The sequence below is a fragment of the Pseudomonas lundensis genome, assembly GCF_015377145.2.
GTDB lineage: Bacteria > Pseudomonadota > Gammaproteobacteria > Pseudomonadales > Pseudomonadaceae > Aquipseudomonas > Aquipseudomonas lundensis.
The window spans coordinates 127,845-147,831 of the sequence record NZ_CP062158.2 but is presented as its reverse complement, the minus strand read 5'-3'; the positions used below and the strand labels follow the sequence as shown (position 1 = coordinate 147,831).

Below are 19,987 nucleotides of genomic sequence, written 5' to 3'. Positions count from 1 at the left end.
GGCAGCACTTATGTCGCCGCGGGCGGCTTGGCCACCGAGCACAGGCGAATCGAATCAGCGAGGATCTCAATGGCTTTGGGCCGCGGGAAACTGGCGCGCCATGCAATCGCAACCGTCCGAAATGGCACGGGCGGCGTCAGTGGACGCACCGCCAGCACGCCGGGGGAATAGTGATGGCTGTCTACCGCCGACAGCGGCAGGATCGAAATCCCCAAACCGGAGGCCACCATGTGGCGAATGGTTTCGAGCGAACTGGATTCCACCGTGGTGTGCTTGGCGCCGTCATTGCCTTTGGTCAGGGTCGGGCATGCTTCAAGCACCTGATCGCGGAAGCAATGGCCTTCACCCAGCAACAACAAGCTCTTGTCGTTCAGCAGGCTGGCGTCGATGGTTTCTTTTTTGGTCCACGGGTGCTCGCTCGGCATCAGCACGTAGAACGGCTCGTCGTAGAGCGGCAAGGTCAGCACGTCCGCTTCCTGGAACGGCAGGGCGATGATGATCGCGTCCAGTTCGCCGTTGCGCAGTTTGTCGCGCAGCACATGCGTGAAGTTTTCTTCGATGTACAACGGCATCTGCGGGGCGACCCGGTGCAGTTGCGGGATCAGGTGCGGAAACAGATAGGGGCCAACGGTGTAGATCGCACCGACCTTGAGCGGAGCAGTCAGCTGGTTTTTACCCGCTTGGGCCAGCTCGCGAATGCCTTGTGCCTGCTCCAGTACTTTTTGGGCCTGGGCCACAATGCCTTCACCCACGGGCGTGAGTCGCACGGCGCTTTTGCTGCGCTCAAAAATCAGCACACCGAGTTCGTCTTCCAGTTTTTTCACGCCCACCGACAGGGTCGGCTGGCTGACGTGGCAACGCTCAGCCGCATGGCCGAAATGTTGCTCTTGGGCAAGAGTAACGATGTAACGCAATTCTGTAAGAGTCATAGCGGGCGTCCATGTGGTTGCGGGCCAAAGCATAACGGCTGCAATCGATAGACGCACGTTATCAGACATTACCCACGCAGCTACAGTCGCTAATCAGTGCCTGAGCTGTTTTCTTGCGCTTGCAGACGCAAAAAGGGCACCTCGCGGTGCCCTTTCTGATGTTAACGCCGACGTTTATCGATCGAATAAACGAAAGGCGCCACAATTTCGATGCTGCCGTTGGTCAGCATGTCTGCCGGAGGCTTGGGCAGCGGCTGTGCCCGGCGGATCATTTCCAGGGTGGCCCGGTCCAGATCGGCGTTGCCCGAGCGTCCTACCAACTCATAGGACAACACCTTGCCCTCGGCATCGACCACGAAGCGCAGCCGGTTCAGGCCTTCCTTGCCACGCGACTGCGCAGCCGCCGGGTACTTCTTGTACTTGCCCAGGTGAGCCAGCAAGGCGCCTTCCCAACTGGCCTTCGCCGCCAACTGTTGTGCCGACGGCCCTTGGACCGGGGCGGCTGACTTCTCGCTTGGCGCCTTGGTGGGCGTCGCATCGCTCGGTTTTTCTTCAGAAGGCTTCTCTTTGACCGGCTCCTGCTTCTTTTCCACAGGCTTGGGAGGCTGCGGCTTCTGCTTGGGCTTGACCGGTTTAGGAACAGAAATCTTCGGCTTGGGCGCTTCGGCCAGCTTGGGGATCGGCAACTCTTCTACCGGTGCCGGCGGCTGTGGTGGGGTCACCACTTTCGGCGGCGCAGGAGGAGGCGGTGCCGGCAGTGGCGCGAGATCGATCATCATCGCCTGAGGCGGCAATTCGATCGCGCGCGGGTTAGACCATTGCAGGGCGAGGATAACCGCCACTGCATGGACGCCCAATACCACGGCCAGGCTGATTCCGTAACGCGTCATCTTTTGGCGCGTCATGCTCATTTCTTGGCTGCCGTCTCAAGTCCGACCAGACCCACCTTCAAGTAACCGGCTGCGCGCAATGCATCCATTACGCTCATCAAGTCACCGTAATCCACGCCTTTATCGGCCTGGAAGAAGATCGTCGTGTCCTTGTTGTTGTGCGTGCGGGCATCCAGGGTCGGGCCCAGCGCTTCAACCGATACCGGCTCTTCGCCCAGGAACAGACGCTGGTCAGCCTTGACGCTCAGAAACACTGGCTTCTCGGGACGAGGCGCAGGCTTGGCTGTCGAGGCGGGCAGGTCCACTTTGATGTCCACAGTGGCCAGCGGAGCGGCCACCATAAAGATGATCAGCAGCACCAGCATCACGTCAATGAAGGGCGTGACGTTGATTTCATGGTTCTCGGCGAGATCGTCTGCGCCTTCTTTTAAATGCAGGCCCATGGCCGATTACCCCACTTTCACCATGTGCGGTTGCGAGCTGCGCTCAGGCGGCAGGTGATCGAGGTCACGGCTGACCAGCAACAACACCTCGGCCGACGCGTCTGCCACTTGGGCCTTGTAGCCGGTGATCGAGCGGGCGAAGACGTTGTAAATCACGACCGCCGGGATCGCTGCAACCAGGCCCAAAGCCGTCGCCAGAAGGGCTTCGGCAATACCAGGCGCAACAACAGCCAGGTTGGTGGTTTGCGTTTTAGCGATGCCGATGAAGCTGTTCATGATGCCCCACACGGTCCCGAACAAACCAACAAACGGGGCAGTCGAACCGATGGTGGCCAATACACCTGTGCCGCTGCTCATGTTACGGCCGCATGCCGCAACCAGGCGTTCCAGGCGGAAGCTCACACGTTCCTTGATGCCTTCTTTTTCACGGCTGTTTGCCGACAAACGCATCTCTTCGAGAGCGTCTTGCACCAGCAGGTGAGCAAGGGTGCCTTCTTTGGCGGCCGACTCGCTGGCTTCCTTAAGGGTGCGGGCCTTTTTCAGGTTGGCGATTTCGGTCCGCAGGCGACGCTTGGCGCCCAGCACTTCAAACCCTTTGGCAATCCAGATGGTCCAGGTAATGATCGAAGCAATAGCCAGACCGATCATCACAATTTTGACGATGATGTCGGCATTTTTATACATGCCCCAAGGCGACAGGTCGTGGGCCATGCCCAGGCTGTTGCCTTCTTCAGCGACGATTTGTTGTGCGTCTTCAGCGGGCACCGCAACACCGTCAGCAGCATTGGCCGGCGTAGTAGCGTCAGGAGTGACAACAGGAAGCGTGGCAGGAGCTGCCGCATCCGCTGGAGCAGGCGCGACGGCAGCAGGCTGGGTGGCAGGCGTCGTTGGCTCATCGGCAAACGCCGCAGCAGGAGCAAGTAACAGGCTGAACATCAGCGCCGCCACTCCACGCCAAAGGCGTGTCGGGCTCAACGGCTGGGTTGGCGAAGCGGTGGAATGATTGCGTGTCATGCTAGCCGGACCTGAGAAAGTATTAGGGTTTTGCCCTACAACGCGTGTAAGACCAAGGACAAATGATGCGTTATTATTGCAAGTAATTCTTGTTAACAAAAGCAATAGCACCTGTTTTTTTCCAGTGTCACGACCAACGTCTGACCTTTTCGTGCCGCTTTGTAGCTTTTCTTTAGGAGTTTGAGATGACCAAAGGCACTGTTTTGATCGTCGGCTGTGGCGATGTCGGAAGCCGACTTGCTGCCCAGCTGATGGATGCCGACTGGAAGGTGTACGGATTGCGACGCTCCGTTGATCGACTGCCCAAGGGGGTGATCGGCGTTCCTGCTGATCTGTTCAACGCGCAGTGCCCGGCCCAATGGCCCACTGAACAGATTGATTACGTCGTCTATAGCGTTGCCGCGACCGAGCATGACGAAGCGGGCTATCAAGCGGCGTATGTGCAAGCCCTCACCCACACCTTGAGCTGGCTGAAACAGCACAACCAGCACCCCAAGCACTTGTTGTTTGTCTCCAGCAGCGGTGTGTATGTGCAGCAAAACGGGGCCTGGGTCGATGAGACCTCCCCGGCCGAAGCCACCCGGTATTCAGGCCGCATCATGCTCGATGCCGAACAGCTCGCGTTGAACAGCGGCATCCCCGCCAGCGTTGTACGCCTGACCGGCATTTATGGACCGGGCCGGGAGTGGCTGCTGGGGCAAGTGCGCAAAGGCTATCGCGTAGAGCGTGATCCGCCGCTGTATGGCAATCGCATCCATGCGGACGATGCAGGCGGGTTACTGGCCTTTTTGTTGGAAGCGCACCGGCAGGGCAAAAAGCTGGACGATTGTTACATCGGTGTCGACAACGAGCCTGCACCGCTGGCAGATGTGGTCGACTGGCTGCGCGGGCAGTTGGGCGTCACACAATGGAGCGACGAAGCTAGCGTGCGACGCGCAGGTAGCAAGCGGTGCAGCAACGCGCGGGCCAGGGCATTGGGCTGGGAACCGCGCTACCCGAGCTACCGTGAAGGTTATGCGGCAATTCTGGCAGGGCAGGCTTAATCATAGGCAAGGGCGGGAGCTGTTAATCTGGCTCCCGCGTACGCTTAACTCTGTTTTTCAAGCACCCATTCACGCTTGCCCGGATACAACTGAGGCATTTCGTCAGGTTGCGATGCATCCAGCGCTTCAAAGATTTCGAGCTGCTTGCCTTTACGCACGAAAATGTGAGCGGCGCCCGCATCGCCCTGCTGCAGCCACAGGCTGTCGTATTCCCCGCTCATCGACGCACAATCGCCCGCCAGACACAGCGCGTAGGCATTCATGCCCGGCAACCCCGTGAGCTGGCCACCCGGTGTAAACGTCACCGTACCACCTTGCCCAGCGCCGCTCTGAATGCGCCACGGGCCACCCAGGTAAGCTGCTTTGAGCGCTTTTTCGAAGCTGGTTCCAAGCGGGTCAGCGGCCATCACATTGACGCGTGACCGTACGAAAGATTGCTGAGGGTCGGCGTCAGCCGCAGCCTGGATGAGCTCATCGCCCTCCACACTCAAGGCCGTTGCCGTGCTGCCATAAAAATTAACCTGCCACACACCCTTGGCTTCGGGCTGCAATTTGCCTTCGACACGTTCGAAACCATTGGTGTAGCGGGCTTGAGCACGCTGGGTGTCAATGTCCCACTCAAGGTTGGGACCGTAAGTCAGCAACGCTTCACGCAGGTTGCCACCTTGGGCAGCTGCATCAATCGCAGCCTGGTTGATCCAGATACCACTGACATCGCGGTGGGCGGGTTCGTTGGCACAGCCACCCAGAAAAACGGTGAGCAGTGACAAGGCTAACGCTTTGCGCATGGTGGAATCCTTTTAAAACGGGGAAAAGCGGGGGAGTTGGCGCAGCATGAGGACGCTGCGCCGAGGGGCATTACTCGATAACCAGAATGGCATCCATCTCAACCTGCGAACCCTTTGGCAGGGCTGCAACACCAATGGCTGCACGAGCCGGGTAAGGTTGTTCGAAGTAAGTGCCCATGATCTCGTTGACCTTGGCGAAGTGGCTCAAGTCAGTCAGGAAGATGTTCAGCTTGACGATATCCTTGAACGAACCGCCTGCTGCTTCGGCCACCGACTTCAGGTTTTCAAACACCTGGATGGTCTGGGCTTCGAAGCCTTCAACCAGTTCCATGGTTTTTGGGTCCAGCGGGATTTGACCGGACATGTAGACGGTATTGCCAGCTTTGATCGCCTGGGAATAAGTACCGATGGCCGCAGGTGCCTTGTCGCTGGTGATAACAGTCTTGGTCATGATTGACTCCTTGTAATGGCCGCAGGTAGACGGCCTATGCACGCATCCGAGTGATGCGGATAACCCCGGTAAGGGCACGCAGTTTTTTGATCACGCGAGCCAGGTGCACGCGATCGTGCACGCTGACCACCAGTTGGACCACGCTGATTCGACCATCGCGTTCGTCCATGCTGATCTTTTCGATGTTGCCGTCGGCGGCGTTCACGCTACTGGCCAGCAGCGCGATCAAGCCGCGCTGATGCTCCAGCTCGACGCGCAATTCGACGTTGAATTCGCCCGTTACATCCTTGGCCCATGCCAACTGGATGCACTTCTCGGGGTTGTGGCGGATTTCGCTGATATTGCGGCAGTTGTCCAAGTGCACAACCATGCCTTTGCCCGCAGACAAATGACCCACGATCGGGTCGCCCGGAATAGGCGTACAGCACTTGGCGTAGCTGAGCACCAACCCCTCGGTGCCACGGATGGCCAGCGGCCCTTCCGGGCTTGGCAACTGCTCACCTTCGCCCATCAGGCGGCGGGCGACGACGTAAGCCATGCGATTGCCCAGACCGATGTCTTCGAGCAAGTCTTCGATCTGTTCCAGGCGATATTCGTTGAGCATCGCCTGCACACGCTCGGCCGGGATCTTGTCCAGCGAGCTGTTAAAACCGTTGAGCACCTTATTGAGCAGCCGCTCGCCGAGGTTCACCGACTCGGAACGACGCTGCAACTTGAGGGCGTGACGGATGTGGGTACGGGCTTTGCCTGTCACCACAAAATTAAGCCACGCCGGATTCGGGCGGGCGCCGGGGGCACTGACAATCTCGACCGTGGAGCCGCTTTGCAGCGGTTCGGACAGCGGCGCAAGACGACGGTTGATCCGACAGGCAATGCAACTGTTGCCCACGTCAGTGTGTACCGCGTACGCAAAGTCGACCGCCGTGGAGCCTTTTGGCAGCTCCATGATCCGGCCTTTGGGCGTGAATACGTAAACCTCGTCCGGGAACAGGTCGATTTTCACGCTTTCAATGAATTCGAGGGAGTTGCCTGCGCGCTGTTGCATTTCAAGCACGCCTTTGACCCATTGCCGTGCGCGGGCATGGGTGCCGGTGTGTTGCTCGTCGCCACTGGATTTGTACAACCAGTGGGCGGCAATACCGTTGTTGGCCATTTCTTCCATTTCACGGGTACGGATCTGAATCTCGATCGGTACACCATGCATGCCGAACAGCGTGGTATGCAGCGACTGATAGCCGTTGGCTTTGGGTATGGCAATGTAATCTTTGAAGCGCCCCGGCAGGGGTTTGTACAAATTATGTACAGCACCCAGCACGCGATAACAGGTATCGACCTTATCAACGATGATGCGGAACGCGTAAACGTCCATGATCTCGTTGAACGCCCGACGCTTGCCGCGCATCTTCTTGTAGATGCCGTAGATGTGTTTCTGGCGACCACTGACTTCGCCCTGAATGCCATCAACGGCCAGACAGTGGCTCAGCGACTCTTCAATCTTGTTGACGATTTCCTTGCGATTGCCCCGGGCACGTTTGACGGCCTGATAGATGCGCGCCGAACGCATCGGGTACATCGCCTTGAAACCGAGGTCTTCGAATTCGATACGAATGTTGTGCATGCCCAGCCGGTTGGCAATGGGTGCGTAGATTTCCAGGGTTTCCTTGGCAATCCGCCGGCGTTTCTCGCCGGACAACACTTCGAGGGTACGCATGTTGTGCAGACGGTCAGCCAGTTTGACCAGAATCACGCGGATGTCCCGCGCCATGGCCATGGCCATTTTCTGGAAGTTTTCGGCTTGGGCTTCGGCTTTGGTTTCGAAGTTCATCTGGGTCAGCTTGCTGACACCATCAACCAGTTCTGCCACGGTTTCGCCGAACTGCGCGACGAGCGCCTCTTTGGCAATACCGGTGTCTTCGATGACGTCATGCAGCATCGCCGCCATGAGGCTTTGATGATCCATGTGCATGTCGGCAAGGATATTCGCGACTGCCAGCGGATGCGTGACATAAGGTTCGCCGCTACGGCGGCGTTGGCCGTCGTGGGCTTGTTCTGCGTAGTAGTACGCTCGGCGGACCAGATTGACCTGGTCCGGGCCGAGGTACGCCGACAAGCGATCGGCGAGGGCGTCTATGCTCGGCAAGAGTAAGCCTCCTGCCAAAACTGTGTACCCTTCGCCGTGCTACGTCGACCGGGCATAGGCTTAGTTCGCCTCGTTGGACTCGTCCTCGAACGCTGCAAACAGCGGTTCGTCTTCGACGATTTCAGCGTTGGCGATAAACTCGTAGCTCATCAGGCCTTCAGCGATTTCACGCAGGGCTACAACAGTAGGCTTGTCGTTTTCCCACTGAACCAGCGGCTCTTTACCACCGGTGGCCAGTTGGCGGGCACGCTTGGTAGACAGCATGACCAGCTCAAAGCGGTTATCCACGTGTTCTAGACAGTCTTCAACGGTTACGCGGGCCATGGTCTTCCTCGTAGCAAATGCAATATGCGCGCTGCCCGGATGGGCGAGCGGACTAAACAGTTTAAAAAATCACCAGCCATTAGGGAAGCGCTGATTTTTCGAGCGCTCTCCCAAAACCGTCTGTAAGCGCCAATGTAAAGGCCTTACAGGTGTTTTGGGAAGAGCCCTTTAGCCGAGCAGTTCGGCCAGTAATTTGCCATAACGCTGCTGCTGACGCTTCTGCTGGAGGCGATTGGCACGGAAAATAGCCTTCAAATCCTCCAGCGCCAGCGCAAAGTCATCATTGATGATGAGGTAGTCATAGTCGACGTAGTGACTCATTTCACTCACCGCTTCGCGCATGCGACCGTCAATGATTTCATCGCTGTCCTGCCCGCGATTGTCCAGACGCTCACGCAATGCTTGCTGGCTGGGCGGCAGGATAAAGATCGAACGCGCCTGCGGCATCAACTTGCGCACTTGTTCGGCACCCTGCCAGTCGATTTCCAGAATCAGGTCGTGACCTTCATCCAGCGTCTGCTGCAAATGGCTTTGGGACGTGCCATAGAGGTTGCCGAACACTTCTGCGCGCTCAAGAAAGTCGCCGTGCTCGATCATTTTCACGAATTCTTCGCGCTCGACGAAGTGGTAGTTCACGCCGTCGACTTCACCCGGACGCATCGCCCGCGTGGTGTGCGAAACCGAGACGCGGATTTGCGGCTCAAGGTCGATCAACGCCTTCACCAAGCTGGTTTTTCCTGCGCCCGAAGGTGCAGAAACGATGTAAAGGGTGCCAGTGCTGTGGGTCATGTCAGGGGAAGCCTTACTCAATATTCTGTACTTGTTCACGCATCTGCTCGATCAACACTTTGAGGTTGACCGCTGCTTGCGTGCTGCGGGGATCAAAAGCCTTGGAGCCCAGTGTATTGGCTTCACGGTTAAGCTCTTGCATCAGAAAATCCAGGCGCCGGCCCGCGGCACCACCGGACTTGAGCACACGCCGCACCTCAAGGAGGTGGGTACTCAAACGGTCAAGCTCTTCGGCCACGTCACTTTTTTGCGCCAGCATGACCATTTCCTGCTCAAGGCGCTGGGGGTCCATCTCAGCCTTCATGTCAGCAAAACGGTCGAGCACTTTTTGACGCTGGGTTGCCAGCATCTGCGGCACGAGCTCACGCAGGGTTTCAACATCGCTTTCGATGGCGGTCAGACGATCGCTGATCAGCCGTGCCAGCTCGGCGCCTTCGCGCTCACGACCCAGCTTGAGCTCTTGCAGACCTTGCTTGAACAAAGCCAGTGCCTGCGAATTCAGTGCTTGCGGATCGGTCGCATCGGCCACCAGGACGCCAGGCCAGGCCAGGACCTCCAAAGGGTTCAGCGCAGCGGGTTGTTTAATCAGGCTGGCGATAGTCTCTGCAGCCGCAACCAGTTGCGCGGCGCGCTCACGATCAACCTGCAACGGCTTGCCCGTGGTTTCTTCAGTGAAACGCAACGTGCATTCCAGTTTGCCCCGCGAAATGCCCTGACGCAGCGCTTCGCGCACCGCGCCTTCCAGATCCCGAAAAGACTCGGGCAGACGCAGATGCGGCTCCAGGTAGCGGCTGTTGACCGAACGCAGCTCCCAACTAAGGGTGCCTTGAGTGCCAGCGCTTTCGACGCGGGCAAAGGCGGTCATGCTATGCACCATGGAGGTACCTCGCGGTCTGATGAATTAAGCCAAGTGGCCATTAAGGCGGCGGATTGTAGCGCAGTGCGGGGGATGCCCCCAAATGACGTCTGTCGCAAAACTCACGTCGTCATCACCCGCCGGTCATTGAAACGCTGCACGTTGTGCTGATTCGTCTTCAATTGCTGTAACTGAAAGCCTAAACGGTTGCCTCCTACACACCGCGGGGAGGTTTTAGATGTGACCCTGCCGGTCTATGGCCTTTATAATGCTCGCCAGTTTTCCGTCCCGTACAGGTATCCCACATGAAACGTCCAAGTGGTCGCGTTGCCGATCAGCTCCGTCCGATCCGCATCACCCGCAACTACACCAAACACGCAGAGGGTTCTGTACTGGTCGAGTTCGGTGACACCAAAGTCATTTGCACCGTCAGCGTCGAGAACGGCGTTCCACGCTTTCTCAAAGGTCAGGGTCAGGGCTGGTTGACCGCAGAGTACGGCATGCTGCCACGCGCCACGGGCGACCGTAACCAGCGTGAAGCCAGCCGTGGCAAACAAGGTGGCCGCACCCTGGAAATCCAGCGCTTGATCGGTCGCTCCCTGCGCGCAGCACTGGACATGTCCAAACTGGGCGATATCACTCTTTATGTCGACTGCGATGTGATTCAGGCAGACGGCGGCACCCGTACCGCTTCGATTACTGGCGCCATGGTTGCCCTGGTCGACGCGCTGAAAGTGATCAAAAAACGTGGTGGCCTGAAGAGCGGCGACCCGATCAAGCAAATGATCGCCGCGGTATCGGTTGGCATGTATCAGGGCGAGCCCGTGCTTGACCTCGACTACCCTGAAGACTCGGCTGCCGAAACCGACCTCAATGTCGTGATGACCAGCACCGGTGGCTTCATCGAAGTGCAGGGCACCGCCGAAGGCGCGCCGTTCCAGCCAGACGAGCTGAACGCCATGCTGGCACTGGCTCAAAAAGGCATGACTGACATTTTTGCACTGCAACACGCCGCACTGGCAGACTGATAACCCCTTTCGTTAACCCTTCGGAGAACGCCATGAGTGAGCTGGACCTGTCAAAAACCGAGCCGGGCCCGAGCCGCGAAGCTCGGCAGTGGGCCATGTTTTGTCACTTCTCGGCGTTCCTCGGAATGTGGTTTCCGTTTGGCAGCCTGATCGGCCCACTGATCCTGTGGCAGATGAAGCGCGAAAGCGATCCGTTCATCGACGATCAAGGCAAAGAGGCGCTGAATTTTCAGATCACGGTAGCGATTGCTTCGGCCATTTGTTACGTCCTGATGTTTATCCTGATCGGTTTCGCGTTGCTTGGACTGGTGTTGATTGGGGCGGTGGTGCTGGTGGTGATCGCCGGAGTCAAAGCCAATGATGGCGTGGCTTACCGTTATCCCTTCACGTGGCGGCCGATCAAGTAAATGTGCCAGCACATTCAGCAGAATTTACCTCGCTCCCATTAAAAAACCCGCACCGAAAGGTGCGGGTTTTTTAATGCTTGTTTGGCCGTGTATCAGCTATCAACCGAACTGAAAGGACACAATGCAATTGTTGTCATCAGCTTTAATGTTGATTCGGTCAGTGTCGAACTCTTTGGTAGACACTTCGTTGACGCCGACGACACGGGTGCGGCCCGTCAGTTCGCTGATATAGGCTTTGACGCTAGGTACGTAACGGGTGCCAATCAAATGGCTGATGAGCTGGGAAACTTGTTCATTGTTCATTTTTTAATCCCTTAAATGTATGAAATGTCCTACTGGACCACGCCATTCTCTAGGGTTTGCCAGCTCACTCCGCGGTATATATTTATCGTTTTTTTTGCAGAGCACCCTCGAAACGTATCTCCATGTAATCCCTGACAGGTCAGGCCATCAGTCGACCCGCTCTCGTATTTTTGACAAAAAAAACCCGTTTCTCTCAAAACGGGCATTCTTCTGACGGCGACTGAATACTTAGATAGTCAGCGTCCAGTCGTAGTCCACGATCAAGGGCGCGTGCTGCGAGAACCGTGGCTGACGCGGCATCCGAGCGCTACGGACAAAACGGCGCAGGCCGGGTGTCAGCAACTGATAGTCGAAACGCCAGCCGAGGTTAAGCATCTCGGCCTGTTCGTTATCCGGCCACCAGCTGTACTGATCGCCTTCACGGCTGACTTCACGCAGGGCATCGACATAGCCCATGTTGCCGACAATCTCGTCCATCCAGGCACGTTCGGGCGCCAGAAAGCCGGGAGACTGCTGGCTGTCACGCCAGTTTTTAATGTCAAGTTTCTGCTGCGCCACATACAGCGAGCCGCAGTAGATGTACTCGCGACGCTTGCGACGCTGTTTATCCAGATAGCGTGCGAAATCGTCCATTAGCTTGAATTTTTGATTCAAGTCTTCATCGCCGTTCTGCCCCGAAGGAAGCAGCAAGGTCGCGATGCTGACCTTGTCGAAATCGGCTTGCAGGTAGCGCCCGTAGCGATCGGCGGTTTCGAAGCCGAGCCCAGTAATGACCGCTTTCGGCTGCAACCGCGAGTACAAAGCCACACCACCTTGGGCAGGGACTTCAGCTTCGCAGGCATAAAGAAAGTAGCCATCCAGCTGGTAGGCCGGATCGTCCAATTCAAAGGCGGAGGCGCGGGTGTCCTGCAGGCAAATAACGTCGGCATTCTGAGCTTGCAGCCAACTGAGCAAACCGCGCTCGACTGCCGTCTGAATACCATTAACGTTCACACTGATGATCCGCATAAATGGCCCCAAAAATCACGTGCGTGTATGATACACGCCGTCTTACTATTTAGCTAAATCCGCGGTATTCAGGGGCTTTTTTCATGCAAGCGTATCAGCGCGATTTCATCCGTTTTGCCATCGATCGCGGCGTTTTGCGCTTCGGCGAGTTCACCCTGAAGTCCGGGCGCACCAGCCCATACTTCTTCAATGCCGGCCTGTTCAATACGGGCTCTGCGCTGGCACAGCTGGGACGCTTCTATGCCGCCGCCATCGTAGACAGCGGCATCCCTTTCGACGTGCTGTTTGGCCCGGCCTACAAGGGTATTCCTTTGGCAGCGACCACCGCCGTGGCGCTGGCCGAGCATCATGACCGTGATGTGCCATGGTGCTTCAACCGCAAAGAAGCCAAGGCCCATGGCGAAGGCGGCAGTCTGGTCGGCTCCCCACTGGAAGGCAATGTACTGATCATCGACGACGTGATCACCGCTGGCACTGCCATCCGTGAAGTGATGCAAATCATTGGCGCTCAAGACGCCCGGGCTGCCGGTGTATTGATCGCGCTTAACCGGCAGGAACGCGGCAATGGCGAGTTGTCAGCCATTCAAGAGGTCGAGCGCGACTTCGGCATTCCTGTCGTCAGCATTGTTTCTCTCACCCAGGTTTTGCAGTTCCTGGCGGATGATGAAGCGCTCAAACAGCATTTACCGGCCGTTGAAGCCTATCGGGCGCAGTACGGGATCTAACCCGCCGCCCATAAAAAAGGCCTCGCCCGAGATCGTCGGGCGAGGCCTTTTTATTTGGTGCGGCTTACACCGTTTTGCTGTTGGTAATCAGCGTGCCGACACCCGTGTCGGTGAAGATTTCCAGCAAGACCGCATTCGGCACACGACCATCCACGATGTGCGCCGTGGTCACCCCGCCTTGCACCGCTTCCAGTGCGCAGCGAATCTTCGGCAGCATGCCGCCGTAGATCGTACCGTCAGCGATCAGGTCATCCACCTGAGAGGTGGTCAACCCGGTCAGGACGTTGCCCTGCTTGTCCATCAACCCCGCGATATTGGTCAGCAACATCAGCTTTTCAGCCTTCAACGCTTCGGCCACTTTGCCGGCAACCAAATCCGCATTGATGTTGTAAGACTCGCCATTGGCACCCACACCAATCGGCGCGATCACCGGAATGAAATCACCATTGGTCAGCATGTGCAGCAAGTCGGTATTGATCCCGACCACCTCACCCACGTGACCAATGTCGATGATTTCCGGCGACGTCATTTCCGGCGTCTGACGGGTAACTGTCAGCTTTTTCGCGCGAATCAGCTCCGCGTCCTTACCGGTCAAACCAATGGCGCTGCCGCCGTGGCGGTTGATCAGGTTCACGATGTCCTTGTTGACCTGCCCACCCAGCACCATTTCAACCACATCCATGGTTTGCGCATCAGTGACACGCATGCCATCGATGAAGTGGCTCTCGATGGAGAGCCGCTTGAGCAGATCCCCGATTTGCGGGCCGCCACCGTGAACGACGACCGGGTTGATCCCGACCGCCTTCATCAACACGATGTCACGGGCGAAACCGGTTTTCAGGTCATCGTTCTCCATTGCGTTGCCGCCGTATTTGATCACCAGCGTCTTGCCGACATAGCGGCGAATGTAGGGCAGCGCTTCGGACAAAACCTTGGCGACGTTGGAGGCGGCATCACGTTCGAGGGTCATTCAGGGCTCCGGTAGGACAAGTCGATCAAAACGGTAGTTGGAGATCAGGTGCCACACGCTTGAGTTGGGCGTGGAAAACATCCTTGATACGTTGCAGTTCGGCCTCGGTATCCGCCTCAAATCGCAGCACCAGCACCGGCGTGGTGTTGGATGCGCGAACCAGGCCCCAGCCATGCGGGTAATCGACCCGCACACCATCAATGGTGGTCAGCTCGGCGGCCTCACCCCATTGGGCATCGTGCAGGGCGCTAATGATGCTGAATTTGCTCTCATCCGTCACATCGATATTGATCTCAGGCGTAGAAATATCGTTCGGGAATGCCGCAAATACCTCTTCAGCGCTTTCTTGGCGGTGACTGAGGATTTCCAGCAGGCGCGCAGCACTGTAAATGCCGTCATCAAAACCGTACCAGCGCTCTTTGAAAAAGATGTGGCCGCTCATTTCGCCCGCGAGCAATGCACCCGTCTCTTTCATTTTCTTTTTGATCAACGAATGACCGGTCTTCCACATCAAGGGGCGACCGCCATATTCCTTGATCAGAGGAATCAGGCGGCGCGTGCATTTGACGTCAAAAATGATCTCTGCGGCCGGGTTACGTACCAGCACATCCTGGGCAAACAGCATCAACAGGCGATCGGGAAAGACCATGGTCCCGGTATTGGTTACGACGCCGACACGGTCGCCATCACCATCAAAGGCCAGGCCCAGATCAGCGCCGACTTCCTTGACCTTCGCGATCAGATCCACAAGGTTTTCCGGCTTGCCCGGGTCCGGGTGATGGTTCGGGAAATGCCCGTCCACCTCGCAGAACAACGGGATGACTTCGCAATTGAGGGCCTCGATCAATTGGGGGGCAATCACGCCTGCCGCGCCGTTACCGCAATCAACGACCACTTTCAGACGCTTTTGAAGCTTGATGTCACGGGTAATTTGCGTCGCGTACTGCTCCAGAATCTCGACTTTCGCGATGCTGCCTACGCCCCACGTCAGATCGTTGGTCTTGAGGCGCGTATGCAATGCCTGGATTTGCTCATTGGCCAACGTATCGCCCGCAATCACGATTTTGAACCCGTTGTAGTTCGAAGGGTTATGGCTACCCGTGAGCATCACACCGGACTTGCCAGCCAACACGTTGGCGGCGTAATACAACGCGGGTGTCGGCACCAGCCCCACATCGCTGACATGACAGCCACTGTCAGCCACACCTTGAATCAAACGCTCGACCAACTCTGGGCCAGAAAGACGGCCATCACGGCCGACCGACACATTGGGCTCACCTTTGGCCAGGCTTTCAGCGCCAATTGCGCGACCTATCCAGTAGGCCGTTTCAGCGGTCAACGTCTCCGGAACTACGCCACGTATGTCGTAAGCACGAAAAATGCTGTCAGGGAATGCAGGGGCGACCGAAGTTGGGCTGCTCATTACAAGGGGTACTCCACTTTCAGGGAATTTGGGGCATGCGCTGAAATGCTCAGGCACACAAATGCCGACCCGGTGGCCGGACGTGTCGACGTCAGCGCACCGTCAGCGATTGAACGCAAACTGCAGGGTTGGACGGCGTTTTTACGGGAGAGTTCGTGAGGCCAATTGGCATCATTGCCCTTGTGGCAAAGGGCCGCCATCCGCTCAGGTAATGAATACGGGAACACTACGGGCGCGAACTTCATCCTGAATTACCACGCGATCAATTAAGGCCGGGCAGGGCGCCCGGCCCGATGCAGCATAGTCAGAGGCTGCCGGAATGGCCAAAACCGCCTGCGCCACGCTGACTTTCGTCAAAGGTCTCAACCAACTCGAAATGCGCTTGCACCACAGGCACCAGCACTAGTTGAGCGATGCGCTCACCGACTGCGATATTGAACGCGGTTTGACCACGGTTCCAGCACGACACCATCAACTCACCCTGATAGTCCGAGTCGATCAACCCCACCAGGTTGCCCAGCACAATACCGTGCTTATGGCCCAGGCCCGAACGCGGCAAAATCAGCGCGGCCAGGCCCGGATCGCCAATGTACACGGACAGACCGGTCGGGATCAGCAGGGTCTGCCCCGGCTCCAGCACGGTGTCTTCTTTGAGCATGGCGCGCAGGTCGAGACCGGCGGAGCCTGGAGTGGCGTACTGCGGCAACGGGAATTCGTTGCCAATGCGTGGATCGAGAATTTTGGCTTGTAAAGCGTGCATACGAGTTAAACCTGGTTCAGACGTTCGGCGATAAATGTGACCAGCTGACGGGCAATCTTGCCCTTGCTGGTCTGAGCAAACACGGTGGCATGCAGTTGGCGATCAATCACGCTGCACGCATTTTCCTCGCTGTTGAAGCCAATGCTGGGGTTAGCCACATCGTTGGCCACAATCAGGTCGAGGTTTTTGTCTTTGAGCTTGCGCGCGGCGTAGTCAAGCAAGTGCTCGGTTTCGGCAGCAAAACCGACACTGAAAGGACGATCCGGGCGCGAGGCGATGGTGGCGAGAATGTCCGGGTTACGGACCATTTGCAGCAAGAGACCGTCACCACTTGTAGGGTCTTTCTTGAGTTTTTGCGGCGCGATCACCTCCGGCCGGTAATCCGCAACCGCAGCCGAGGCAATAAAGATGTCGCAAGGCATCGCGGCCTCGCAAGCTGCCAGCATGTCTCGCGCACTGACCACATCGATTCGGTTGACCCGATCAGGCGTCGGCAAATGCACCGGGCCGGTAATCAAGGTGACACGGGCACCGGCCTCCACGGCCGCTTCGGCCAGGGCAAAGCCCATTTTCCCGGAGCTGTGGTTCGTGATGTAACGCACCGGGTCGATGTTTTCCTGGGTCGGGCCGGCCGTAATCAACACGTGCTTGCCTGTCAATACCTGACGCTGGAAGCATTCGGCGGCGCAGCTCACCAAATCATCAGCCTCAAGCATGCGACCAAAACCCACGTCTCCACAGGCCTGGCTGCCGGAAGCTGGCCCAAACACTTTTACCCCACGGGTTTGCAGCAGTTGAGTGTTGGCCTGGGTCGCCGGGTCACGCCACATGGCCTGGTTCATCGCGGGCGCAATGGCAACCGTAGCGTCAGTCGCGAGCACAAGGGTGGTCAGCAAGTCGTTGGCGATGCCTTGCGCCAGACGGGCAATCAGGTCAGCCGTCGCAGGCGCGATCAGCACCAGATCGGCCCATTTGGCCAGTTCGATGTGACCCATGGCAGCCTCGGCGGCCGGATCGAGCAGATCGAGATGAACCGGGTGGCCGGACAAGGCTTGCATGGTCAGCGGCGTGATGAACTCACTGCCACCACGGGTCATCACTACCCGCACTTCAGCGCCCTGATCCAGCAGACGGCGAACCAGCTCTGCACTTTTGTAAGCAGCAATGCCGCCGCCGACGCCCAAAACAATGCGTTTTCGATACAGCCGCTGCATAGGCCTGCCTTTTTAGTTCGATGATGACTGCGCGGAAAATGGCCAAATGCCACGCAAAAATGATGGGCTAAGATAACACAGCGCCTGCTATGGAACAGCGGCGCCCACTGACATGGAGGTGTTATGAGCATTAGGGATTGGCCCGCAGCCGAGCGTCCGCGGGAGAAACTTTTAGAGCAAGGATCAGCCAGCCTTTCAGACGCCGAGTTACTCGCTATCTTTCTGCGCACGGGAGTCACCGGCAAAAGCGCAGTGGATCTGGCACGTCACTTATTGGCTGAATTCGGCAGCTTGCGAGCACTGCTGGAAGCCGACTTGGGCTCGTTCAGCCGACAACTTGGGCTAGGCCCTGCCAAGTTCAGCCAGTTGCAGGCGGTGCTGGAGATGGGACGTCGTCACTTGGCCGAACGCTTGCGTCGCGATTCCGCGCTGGAGAGCCCGCAAGCGGTGCGCGATTACCTGAAATCGTTGCTGCGTCATGAGCACCACGAGGTGTTCGGCTGCCTGTTTATGGATTCCAAACATCGCATGCTGGCGTTTGAAGTATTGTTCAGAGGCTCGATCGACAGCGCCAGCGTGTACCCGCGCCAAGTCGTAAAGCGCGCACTGGCGCATAACGCGGCCGCGGTGATTTTTTGTCACAACCACCCTTCCGGCGTTCCGGAACCCAGCGAAGCCGACAAAACGCTGACCCAGCGCCTGACAGAGGCGCTGGACCTGATCGAAGTGAGGGTGCTCGACCATTTCATTGTCGGCGACGGCGAGCCGCTGTCCATGGTCGAACATGGGTGGATGTGAGGGTTAAGGCTTGAGGCTGACCGACGAAAAATCCTGACGGCCAAATGGACTCACCTGATAACCCTGTACGTCTTTACGCGTCAGCGCGTAAGCCGTTGGGTGTGCCAGTGGCAGCCACAACGCTTGCTGTTGAATCTGTGCCTGAGCCTTCTGATACAGCGCACTGCGCTTGTCCTGATCGCTCAGGCGTTTGCCTTCACTGATCAAGCTGTCCAGCGTCTTGTCGCAATAACGCGCAAAGTTGGTCCCGGACTGCACGGCCGCACAGGAAAACTGCGGCGTCAGGAAGTTATCCGGATCGCCGTTGTCCCCCGCCCAGCCCATAAACAGCAAATCGTGCTCACCCGCCTTGGCGCGGCGTATCAACTCGCCCCATTCGATCACCCGAATATCGGCCTTGATCCCGACCTTCGCCAAATCCGCTTGCAACAGTTGCGCTCCCAGGCTCGGATTGGGGTTCAACACGCTGCCTGTCGGACGCGTCCAGATCGTTGTACTGAAGCCGTCCTTGAGCCCGGCCTTGGCCAATAATGCCTTGGCTTTTTGCGGGTCATGGGGATACTCCGGCAAATCCTTGGCGTAGCTCCAGGTGGTTGCGGGATAAACACCCTTGGCCGCTTGCCCGCCGCTTTCAAACACCGCTTTCAAGTAGGAGTTTCTGTCAAAAGCCAGATTGATCGCCTGCCGCACTTCGGGTTTGTCCAGCGGTGGATGCTGACTGTTGATCGCCACGAAAGCCGTCATGAATGCAGGCGTTTGCGCCACCTTCAACGTGGCCTCTTTGGCTGCGGCTTCAACATCCAGCGGTTTGGGCGAGAGCGCAATCTGACATTCATTGCGTCGCAGCTTTTGCAGCCTGACGTTGGCATCCGGAGTAATTGCGAAGATCAGCCCGTCCACCTTGGGCTTGCCGGCGAAATAGTCAGGATTGGCCTTGTAGCGCACCACGGCATCCTTCTGAAAGCGCGAAAACACGAACGGCCCGGTGCCGATCGGCTGGCTGTTCATTTTTTCAGGCGTACCCGCCTTCAGTAATTTGTCGGCGTATTCGGCCGAATAGATGGAAGCAAAGCCCATGCTCAACGCTGGCAGGAAGGTTGAATCCGGATGGGTGAGGGTGAAGCGGACAGTCTGAGGGTCCGGGGTCTCGATACTTTTAATCAGTGCAGGCAGTTGCAAAGACTGTGCGTGAGGAAAACCGCTTTGCGCCACTTTGTGCCAAGGGTTGGCAGGATCCAGCATGCGCTCAAAACTGAAGCGCACATCGTCGGCATTCAGCGCGCGCGTAGGGGTGAAGTAGGGCGTGGTGTGAAACTTGACGTCCGGACGCAATTTAAAGTCGTACACGAGGCCGTCAGCGGACACTGACCAGCTTTGCGCAAGGCTTGGCACTAACTTGCCGGCCTGTGCATCAAAATCCACCAGACGGTTCATCAGCACGTCAGCAGACGCATTGGTGGTGCTGAGCGAGTTGTATTGCACGACATCGAACCCTTCAGGGCTGGCTTCGGTGCAGACGCTCAACGTGGCGGCGTGCGCCAACGGTGCCAAACAAAAAAAGAACAATAAGGGGGCGGCAGCGAGGCGCATGGTTGGTTTCCTTGGCAAGTCGTTGGCCCATCTGCAGGCGCAGTCTGGAAAAGGCCTACCCTAGGGTCTGTTCGCGCTTCATTGCAAGCGGCCA

The 19,987-nt window shown here is 57.6% G+C and carries 21 protein-coding genes and 1 pseudogene; 5 read left to right on the top strand and 17 right to left on the bottom strand.

Going from position 1 to position 19,987, the window contains the following annotated elements:
- Positions 1-8: 8 nt before the first annotated feature.
- The 4 genes from IF654_RS00915 to exbB all read right to left on the bottom strand — a co-directional run bounded on the left by IF654_RS00915 (position 9) and on the right by exbB (position 3,276).
- Positions 9-929: a hydrogen peroxide-inducible genes activator gene (locus tag IF654_RS00915; protein ID WP_047278730.1), complete on the bottom strand. Its 921-nt coding sequence runs from the start codon at positions 927-929 to the stop codon at positions 9-11.
- A 161-nt stretch (positions 930-1,090) separates the two neighbouring features.
- The gene (locus tag IF654_RS00910; protein ID WP_047278733.1) at positions 1,091-1,840 is read right to left on the bottom strand and encodes a TonB family protein; all 750 of its coding nucleotides are present in this window, start codon (positions 1,838-1,840) and stop codon (positions 1,091-1,093) included.
- Entirely contained in the window at positions 1,837-2,262 is a 426-nt protein-coding gene (gene exbD, locus IF654_RS00905; protein WP_047278735.1) for a TonB system transport protein ExbD, read from the bottom strand. Before exbD ends, IF654_RS00910 begins: the two co-directional genes overlap by 4 nt.
- Positions 2,263-2,268: 6 nt before the next feature.
- The gene (exbB, locus tag IF654_RS00900; protein WP_047278738.1) at positions 2,269-3,276 is read right to left on the bottom strand and encodes a tonB-system energizer ExbB; all 1,008 of its coding nucleotides are present in this window, start codon (positions 3,274-3,276) and stop codon (positions 2,269-2,271) included.
- A 185-nt stretch (positions 3,277-3,461) separates the two neighbouring features.
- On the opposite strand from exbB, the gene IF654_RS00895 reads away from it, so the two are divergent.
- Positions 3,462-4,319: an NAD-dependent epimerase/dehydratase family protein gene (locus tag IF654_RS00895; protein ID WP_194862836.1), complete on the top strand. Its 858-nt coding sequence runs from the start codon at positions 3,462-3,464 to the stop codon at positions 4,317-4,319.
- 44 nt (positions 4,320-4,363) lie between these two features.
- On the opposite strand, the gene IF654_RS00890 is transcribed toward IF654_RS00895, so the two are convergent.
- The 6 genes from IF654_RS00890 to IF654_RS00865 form a co-directional block, all read right to left on the bottom strand.
- On the bottom strand, positions 4,364-5,107 hold the full coding sequence (locus IF654_RS00890; protein WP_194862837.1) for a hypothetical protein: 744 nt from the start codon (positions 5,105-5,107) through the stop codon (positions 4,364-4,366).
- Positions 5,108-5,177: 70 nt separating this feature from the next.
- Positions 5,178-5,558, bottom strand: coding sequence for a RidA family protein (locus IF654_RS00885; protein WP_019828190.1), 381 nt, complete (start codon positions 5,556-5,558; stop codon positions 5,178-5,180).
- 34 nt (positions 5,559-5,592) lie between these two features.
- Positions 5,593-7,698, bottom strand: a complete 2,106-nt coding sequence (gene spoT, locus IF654_RS00880) for a bifunctional GTP diphosphokinase/guanosine-3',5'-bis pyrophosphate 3'-pyrophosphohydrolase (RefSeq protein WP_047278746.1) — start codon at positions 7,696-7,698, stop codon at positions 5,593-5,595.
- A 60-nt stretch (positions 7,699-7,758) separates the two neighbouring features.
- Entirely contained in the window at positions 7,759-8,022 is a 264-nt protein-coding gene (gene rpoZ, locus IF654_RS00875) for a DNA-directed RNA polymerase subunit omega (RefSeq protein ID WP_016782707.1), read from the bottom strand.
- A 168-nt stretch (positions 8,023-8,190) separates the two neighbouring features.
- Positions 8,191-8,811, bottom strand: a complete 621-nt coding sequence (gmk, locus tag IF654_RS00870; RefSeq protein ID WP_047278749.1) for a guanylate kinase — start codon at positions 8,809-8,811, stop codon at positions 8,191-8,193.
- 13 nt (positions 8,812-8,824) lie between these two features.
- A complete protein-coding gene (locus tag IF654_RS00865; protein ID WP_047279569.1) occupies positions 8,825-9,688 on the bottom strand; it encodes a YicC/YloC family endoribonuclease in 864 nt (287 codons plus the stop codon).
- Positions 9,689-9,972: 284 nt separating this feature from the next.
- Here IF654_RS00865 and rph point away from each other — a divergent pair, with 284 nt between their 5' ends.
- A complete protein-coding gene (rph, locus tag IF654_RS00860; protein ID WP_047278753.1) occupies positions 9,973-10,695 on the top strand; it encodes a ribonuclease PH in 723 nt (240 codons plus the stop codon).
- A 32-nt stretch (positions 10,696-10,727) separates the two neighbouring features.
- Positions 10,728-11,102 carry a DUF4870 domain-containing protein gene (locus IF654_RS00855; protein ID WP_047278755.1) on the top strand — a complete coding sequence of 125 codons (375 nt, stop codon included), beginning with the start codon at positions 10,728-10,730 and terminating at the stop codon, positions 11,100-11,102.
- A 99-nt stretch (positions 11,103-11,201) separates the two neighbouring features.
- Here IF654_RS00855 and IF654_RS00850 read toward each other — a convergent pair whose 3' ends face one another.
- Complete coding sequence (locus tag IF654_RS00850) at positions 11,202-11,405, bottom strand: hypothetical protein (RefSeq protein ID WP_047278757.1); 204 nt, start codon at positions 11,403-11,405, stop codon at positions 11,202-11,204.
- 228 nt (positions 11,406-11,633) lie between these two features.
- The gene (locus IF654_RS00845) at positions 11,634-12,413 is read right to left on the bottom strand and encodes an exodeoxyribonuclease III (RefSeq protein WP_047278759.1); all 780 of its coding nucleotides are present in this window, start codon (positions 12,411-12,413) and stop codon (positions 11,634-11,636) included.
- A gap of 83 nt (positions 12,414-12,496) precedes the next feature.
- On the opposite strand from IF654_RS00845, the gene pyrE reads away from it, so the two are divergent.
- Positions 12,497-13,138 (top strand): orotate phosphoribosyltransferase, encoded by a 642-nt coding sequence (gene pyrE / locus IF654_RS00840; RefSeq protein ID WP_047278761.1) that lies wholly within the window; start codon positions 12,497-12,499, stop codon positions 13,136-13,138.
- A 64-nt stretch (positions 13,139-13,202) separates the two neighbouring features.
- Here pyrE and argB read toward each other — a convergent pair whose 3' ends face one another.
- The 4 genes and pseudogenes from argB to coaBC form a co-directional block, all read right to left on the bottom strand.
- Positions 13,203-14,108, bottom strand: coding sequence for an acetylglutamate kinase (argB, locus tag IF654_RS00835; RefSeq protein WP_047278764.1), 906 nt, complete (start codon positions 14,106-14,108; stop codon positions 13,203-13,205).
- A gap of 25 nt (positions 14,109-14,133) precedes the next feature.
- Positions 14,134-15,519, bottom strand: a pseudogene (locus tag IF654_RS00830) (phosphomannomutase/phosphoglucomutase); the annotation flags it as partial.
- A gap of 316 nt (positions 15,520-15,835) precedes the next feature.
- Positions 15,836-16,291 (bottom strand): dUTP diphosphatase, encoded by a 456-nt coding sequence (gene dut / locus IF654_RS00825; RefSeq protein ID WP_047278770.1) that lies wholly within the window; start codon positions 16,289-16,291, stop codon positions 15,836-15,838.
- A 5-nt stretch (positions 16,292-16,296) separates the two neighbouring features.
- A complete protein-coding gene (gene coaBC, locus IF654_RS00820) occupies positions 16,297-17,505 on the bottom strand; it encodes a bifunctional phosphopantothenoylcysteine decarboxylase/phosphopantothenate--cysteine ligase CoaBC (RefSeq protein ID WP_047278771.1) in 1,209 nt (402 codons plus the stop codon).
- Between the two features lie 123 nt (positions 17,506-17,628).
- Here coaBC and radC point away from each other — a divergent pair, with 123 nt between their 5' ends.
- Complete coding sequence (radC, locus tag IF654_RS00815; protein WP_047278772.1) at positions 17,629-18,303, top strand: RadC family protein; 675 nt, start codon at positions 17,629-17,631, stop codon at positions 18,301-18,303.
- A gap of 3 nt (positions 18,304-18,306) precedes the next feature.
- On the opposite strand, the gene IF654_RS00810 is transcribed toward radC, so the two are convergent.
- Positions 18,307-19,893 carry an ABC transporter substrate-binding protein gene (locus IF654_RS00810; protein ID WP_094987323.1) on the bottom strand — a complete coding sequence of 529 codons (1,587 nt, stop codon included), beginning with the start codon at positions 19,891-19,893 and terminating at the stop codon, positions 18,307-18,309.
- Positions 19,894-19,987: the final 94 nt, after the last annotated feature.

Bases quoted from the DNA above. Each gene is read 5' to 3' on its own strand.
- IF654_RS00915 (WP_047278730.1), bottom strand. From the start codon at position 929: ATGACTCTTACAGAATTGCGTTACATCGTTACTCTTGCCCAAGAGCAA.
- IF654_RS00910 (WP_047278733.1), bottom strand. From the start codon at position 1,840: ATGAGCATGACGCGCCAAAAGATGACGCGTTACGGAATCAGCCTGGCC.
- exbD (WP_047278735.1), bottom strand. From the start codon at position 2,262: ATGGGCCTGCATTTAAAAGAAGGCGCAGACGATCTCGCCGAGAACCAT.
- exbB (WP_047278738.1), bottom strand. From the start codon at position 3,276: ATGACACGCAATCATTCCACCGCTTCGCCAACCCAGCCGTTGAGCCCG.
- IF654_RS00895 (WP_194862836.1), top strand. From the start codon at position 3,462: ATGACCAAAGGCACTGTTTTGATCGTCGGCTGTGGCGATGTCGGAAGC.
- IF654_RS00890 (WP_194862837.1), bottom strand. From the start codon at position 5,107: ATGCGCAAAGCGTTAGCCTTGTCACTGCTCACCGTTTTTCTGGGTGGC.
- IF654_RS00885 (WP_019828190.1), bottom strand. From the start codon at position 5,558: ATGACCAAGACTGTTATCACCAGCGACAAGGCACCTGCGGCCATCGGT.
- rpoZ (WP_016782707.1), bottom strand. From the start codon at position 8,022: ATGGCCCGCGTAACCGTTGAAGACTGTCTAGAACACGTGGATAACCGC.
- gmk (WP_047278749.1), bottom strand. From the start codon at position 8,811: ATGACCCACAGCACTGGCACCCTTTACATCGTTTCTGCACCTTCGGGC.
- IF654_RS00865 (WP_047279569.1), bottom strand. From the start codon at position 9,688: ATGGTGCATAGCATGACCGCCTTTGCCCGCGTCGAAAGCGCTGGCACT.
- rph (WP_047278753.1), top strand. From the start codon at position 9,973: ATGAAACGTCCAAGTGGTCGCGTTGCCGATCAGCTCCGTCCGATCCGC.
- IF654_RS00855 (WP_047278755.1), top strand. From the start codon at position 10,728: ATGAGTGAGCTGGACCTGTCAAAAACCGAGCCGGGCCCGAGCCGCGAA.
- IF654_RS00850 (WP_047278757.1), bottom strand. From the start codon at position 11,405: ATGAACAATGAACAAGTTTCCCAGCTCATCAGCCATTTGATTGGCACC.
- IF654_RS00845 (WP_047278759.1), bottom strand. From the start codon at position 12,413: ATGCGGATCATCAGTGTGAACGTTAATGGTATTCAGACGGCAGTCGAG.
- pyrE (WP_047278761.1), top strand. From the start codon at position 12,497: ATGCAAGCGTATCAGCGCGATTTCATCCGTTTTGCCATCGATCGCGGC.
- argB (WP_047278764.1), bottom strand. From the start codon at position 14,108: ATGACCCTCGAACGTGATGCCGCCTCCAACGTCGCCAAGGTTTTGTCC.
- dut (WP_047278770.1), bottom strand. From the start codon at position 16,291: ATGCACGCTTTACAAGCCAAAATTCTCGATCCACGCATTGGCAACGAA.
- coaBC (WP_047278771.1), bottom strand. From the start codon at position 17,505: ATGCAGCGGCTGTATCGAAAACGCATTGTTTTGGGCGTCGGCGGCGGC.
- radC (WP_047278772.1), top strand. From the start codon at position 17,629: ATGAGCATTAGGGATTGGCCCGCAGCCGAGCGTCCGCGGGAGAAACTT.
- IF654_RS00810 (WP_094987323.1), bottom strand. From the start codon at position 19,893: ATGCGCCTCGCTGCCGCCCCCTTATTGTTCTTTTTTTGTTTGGCACCG.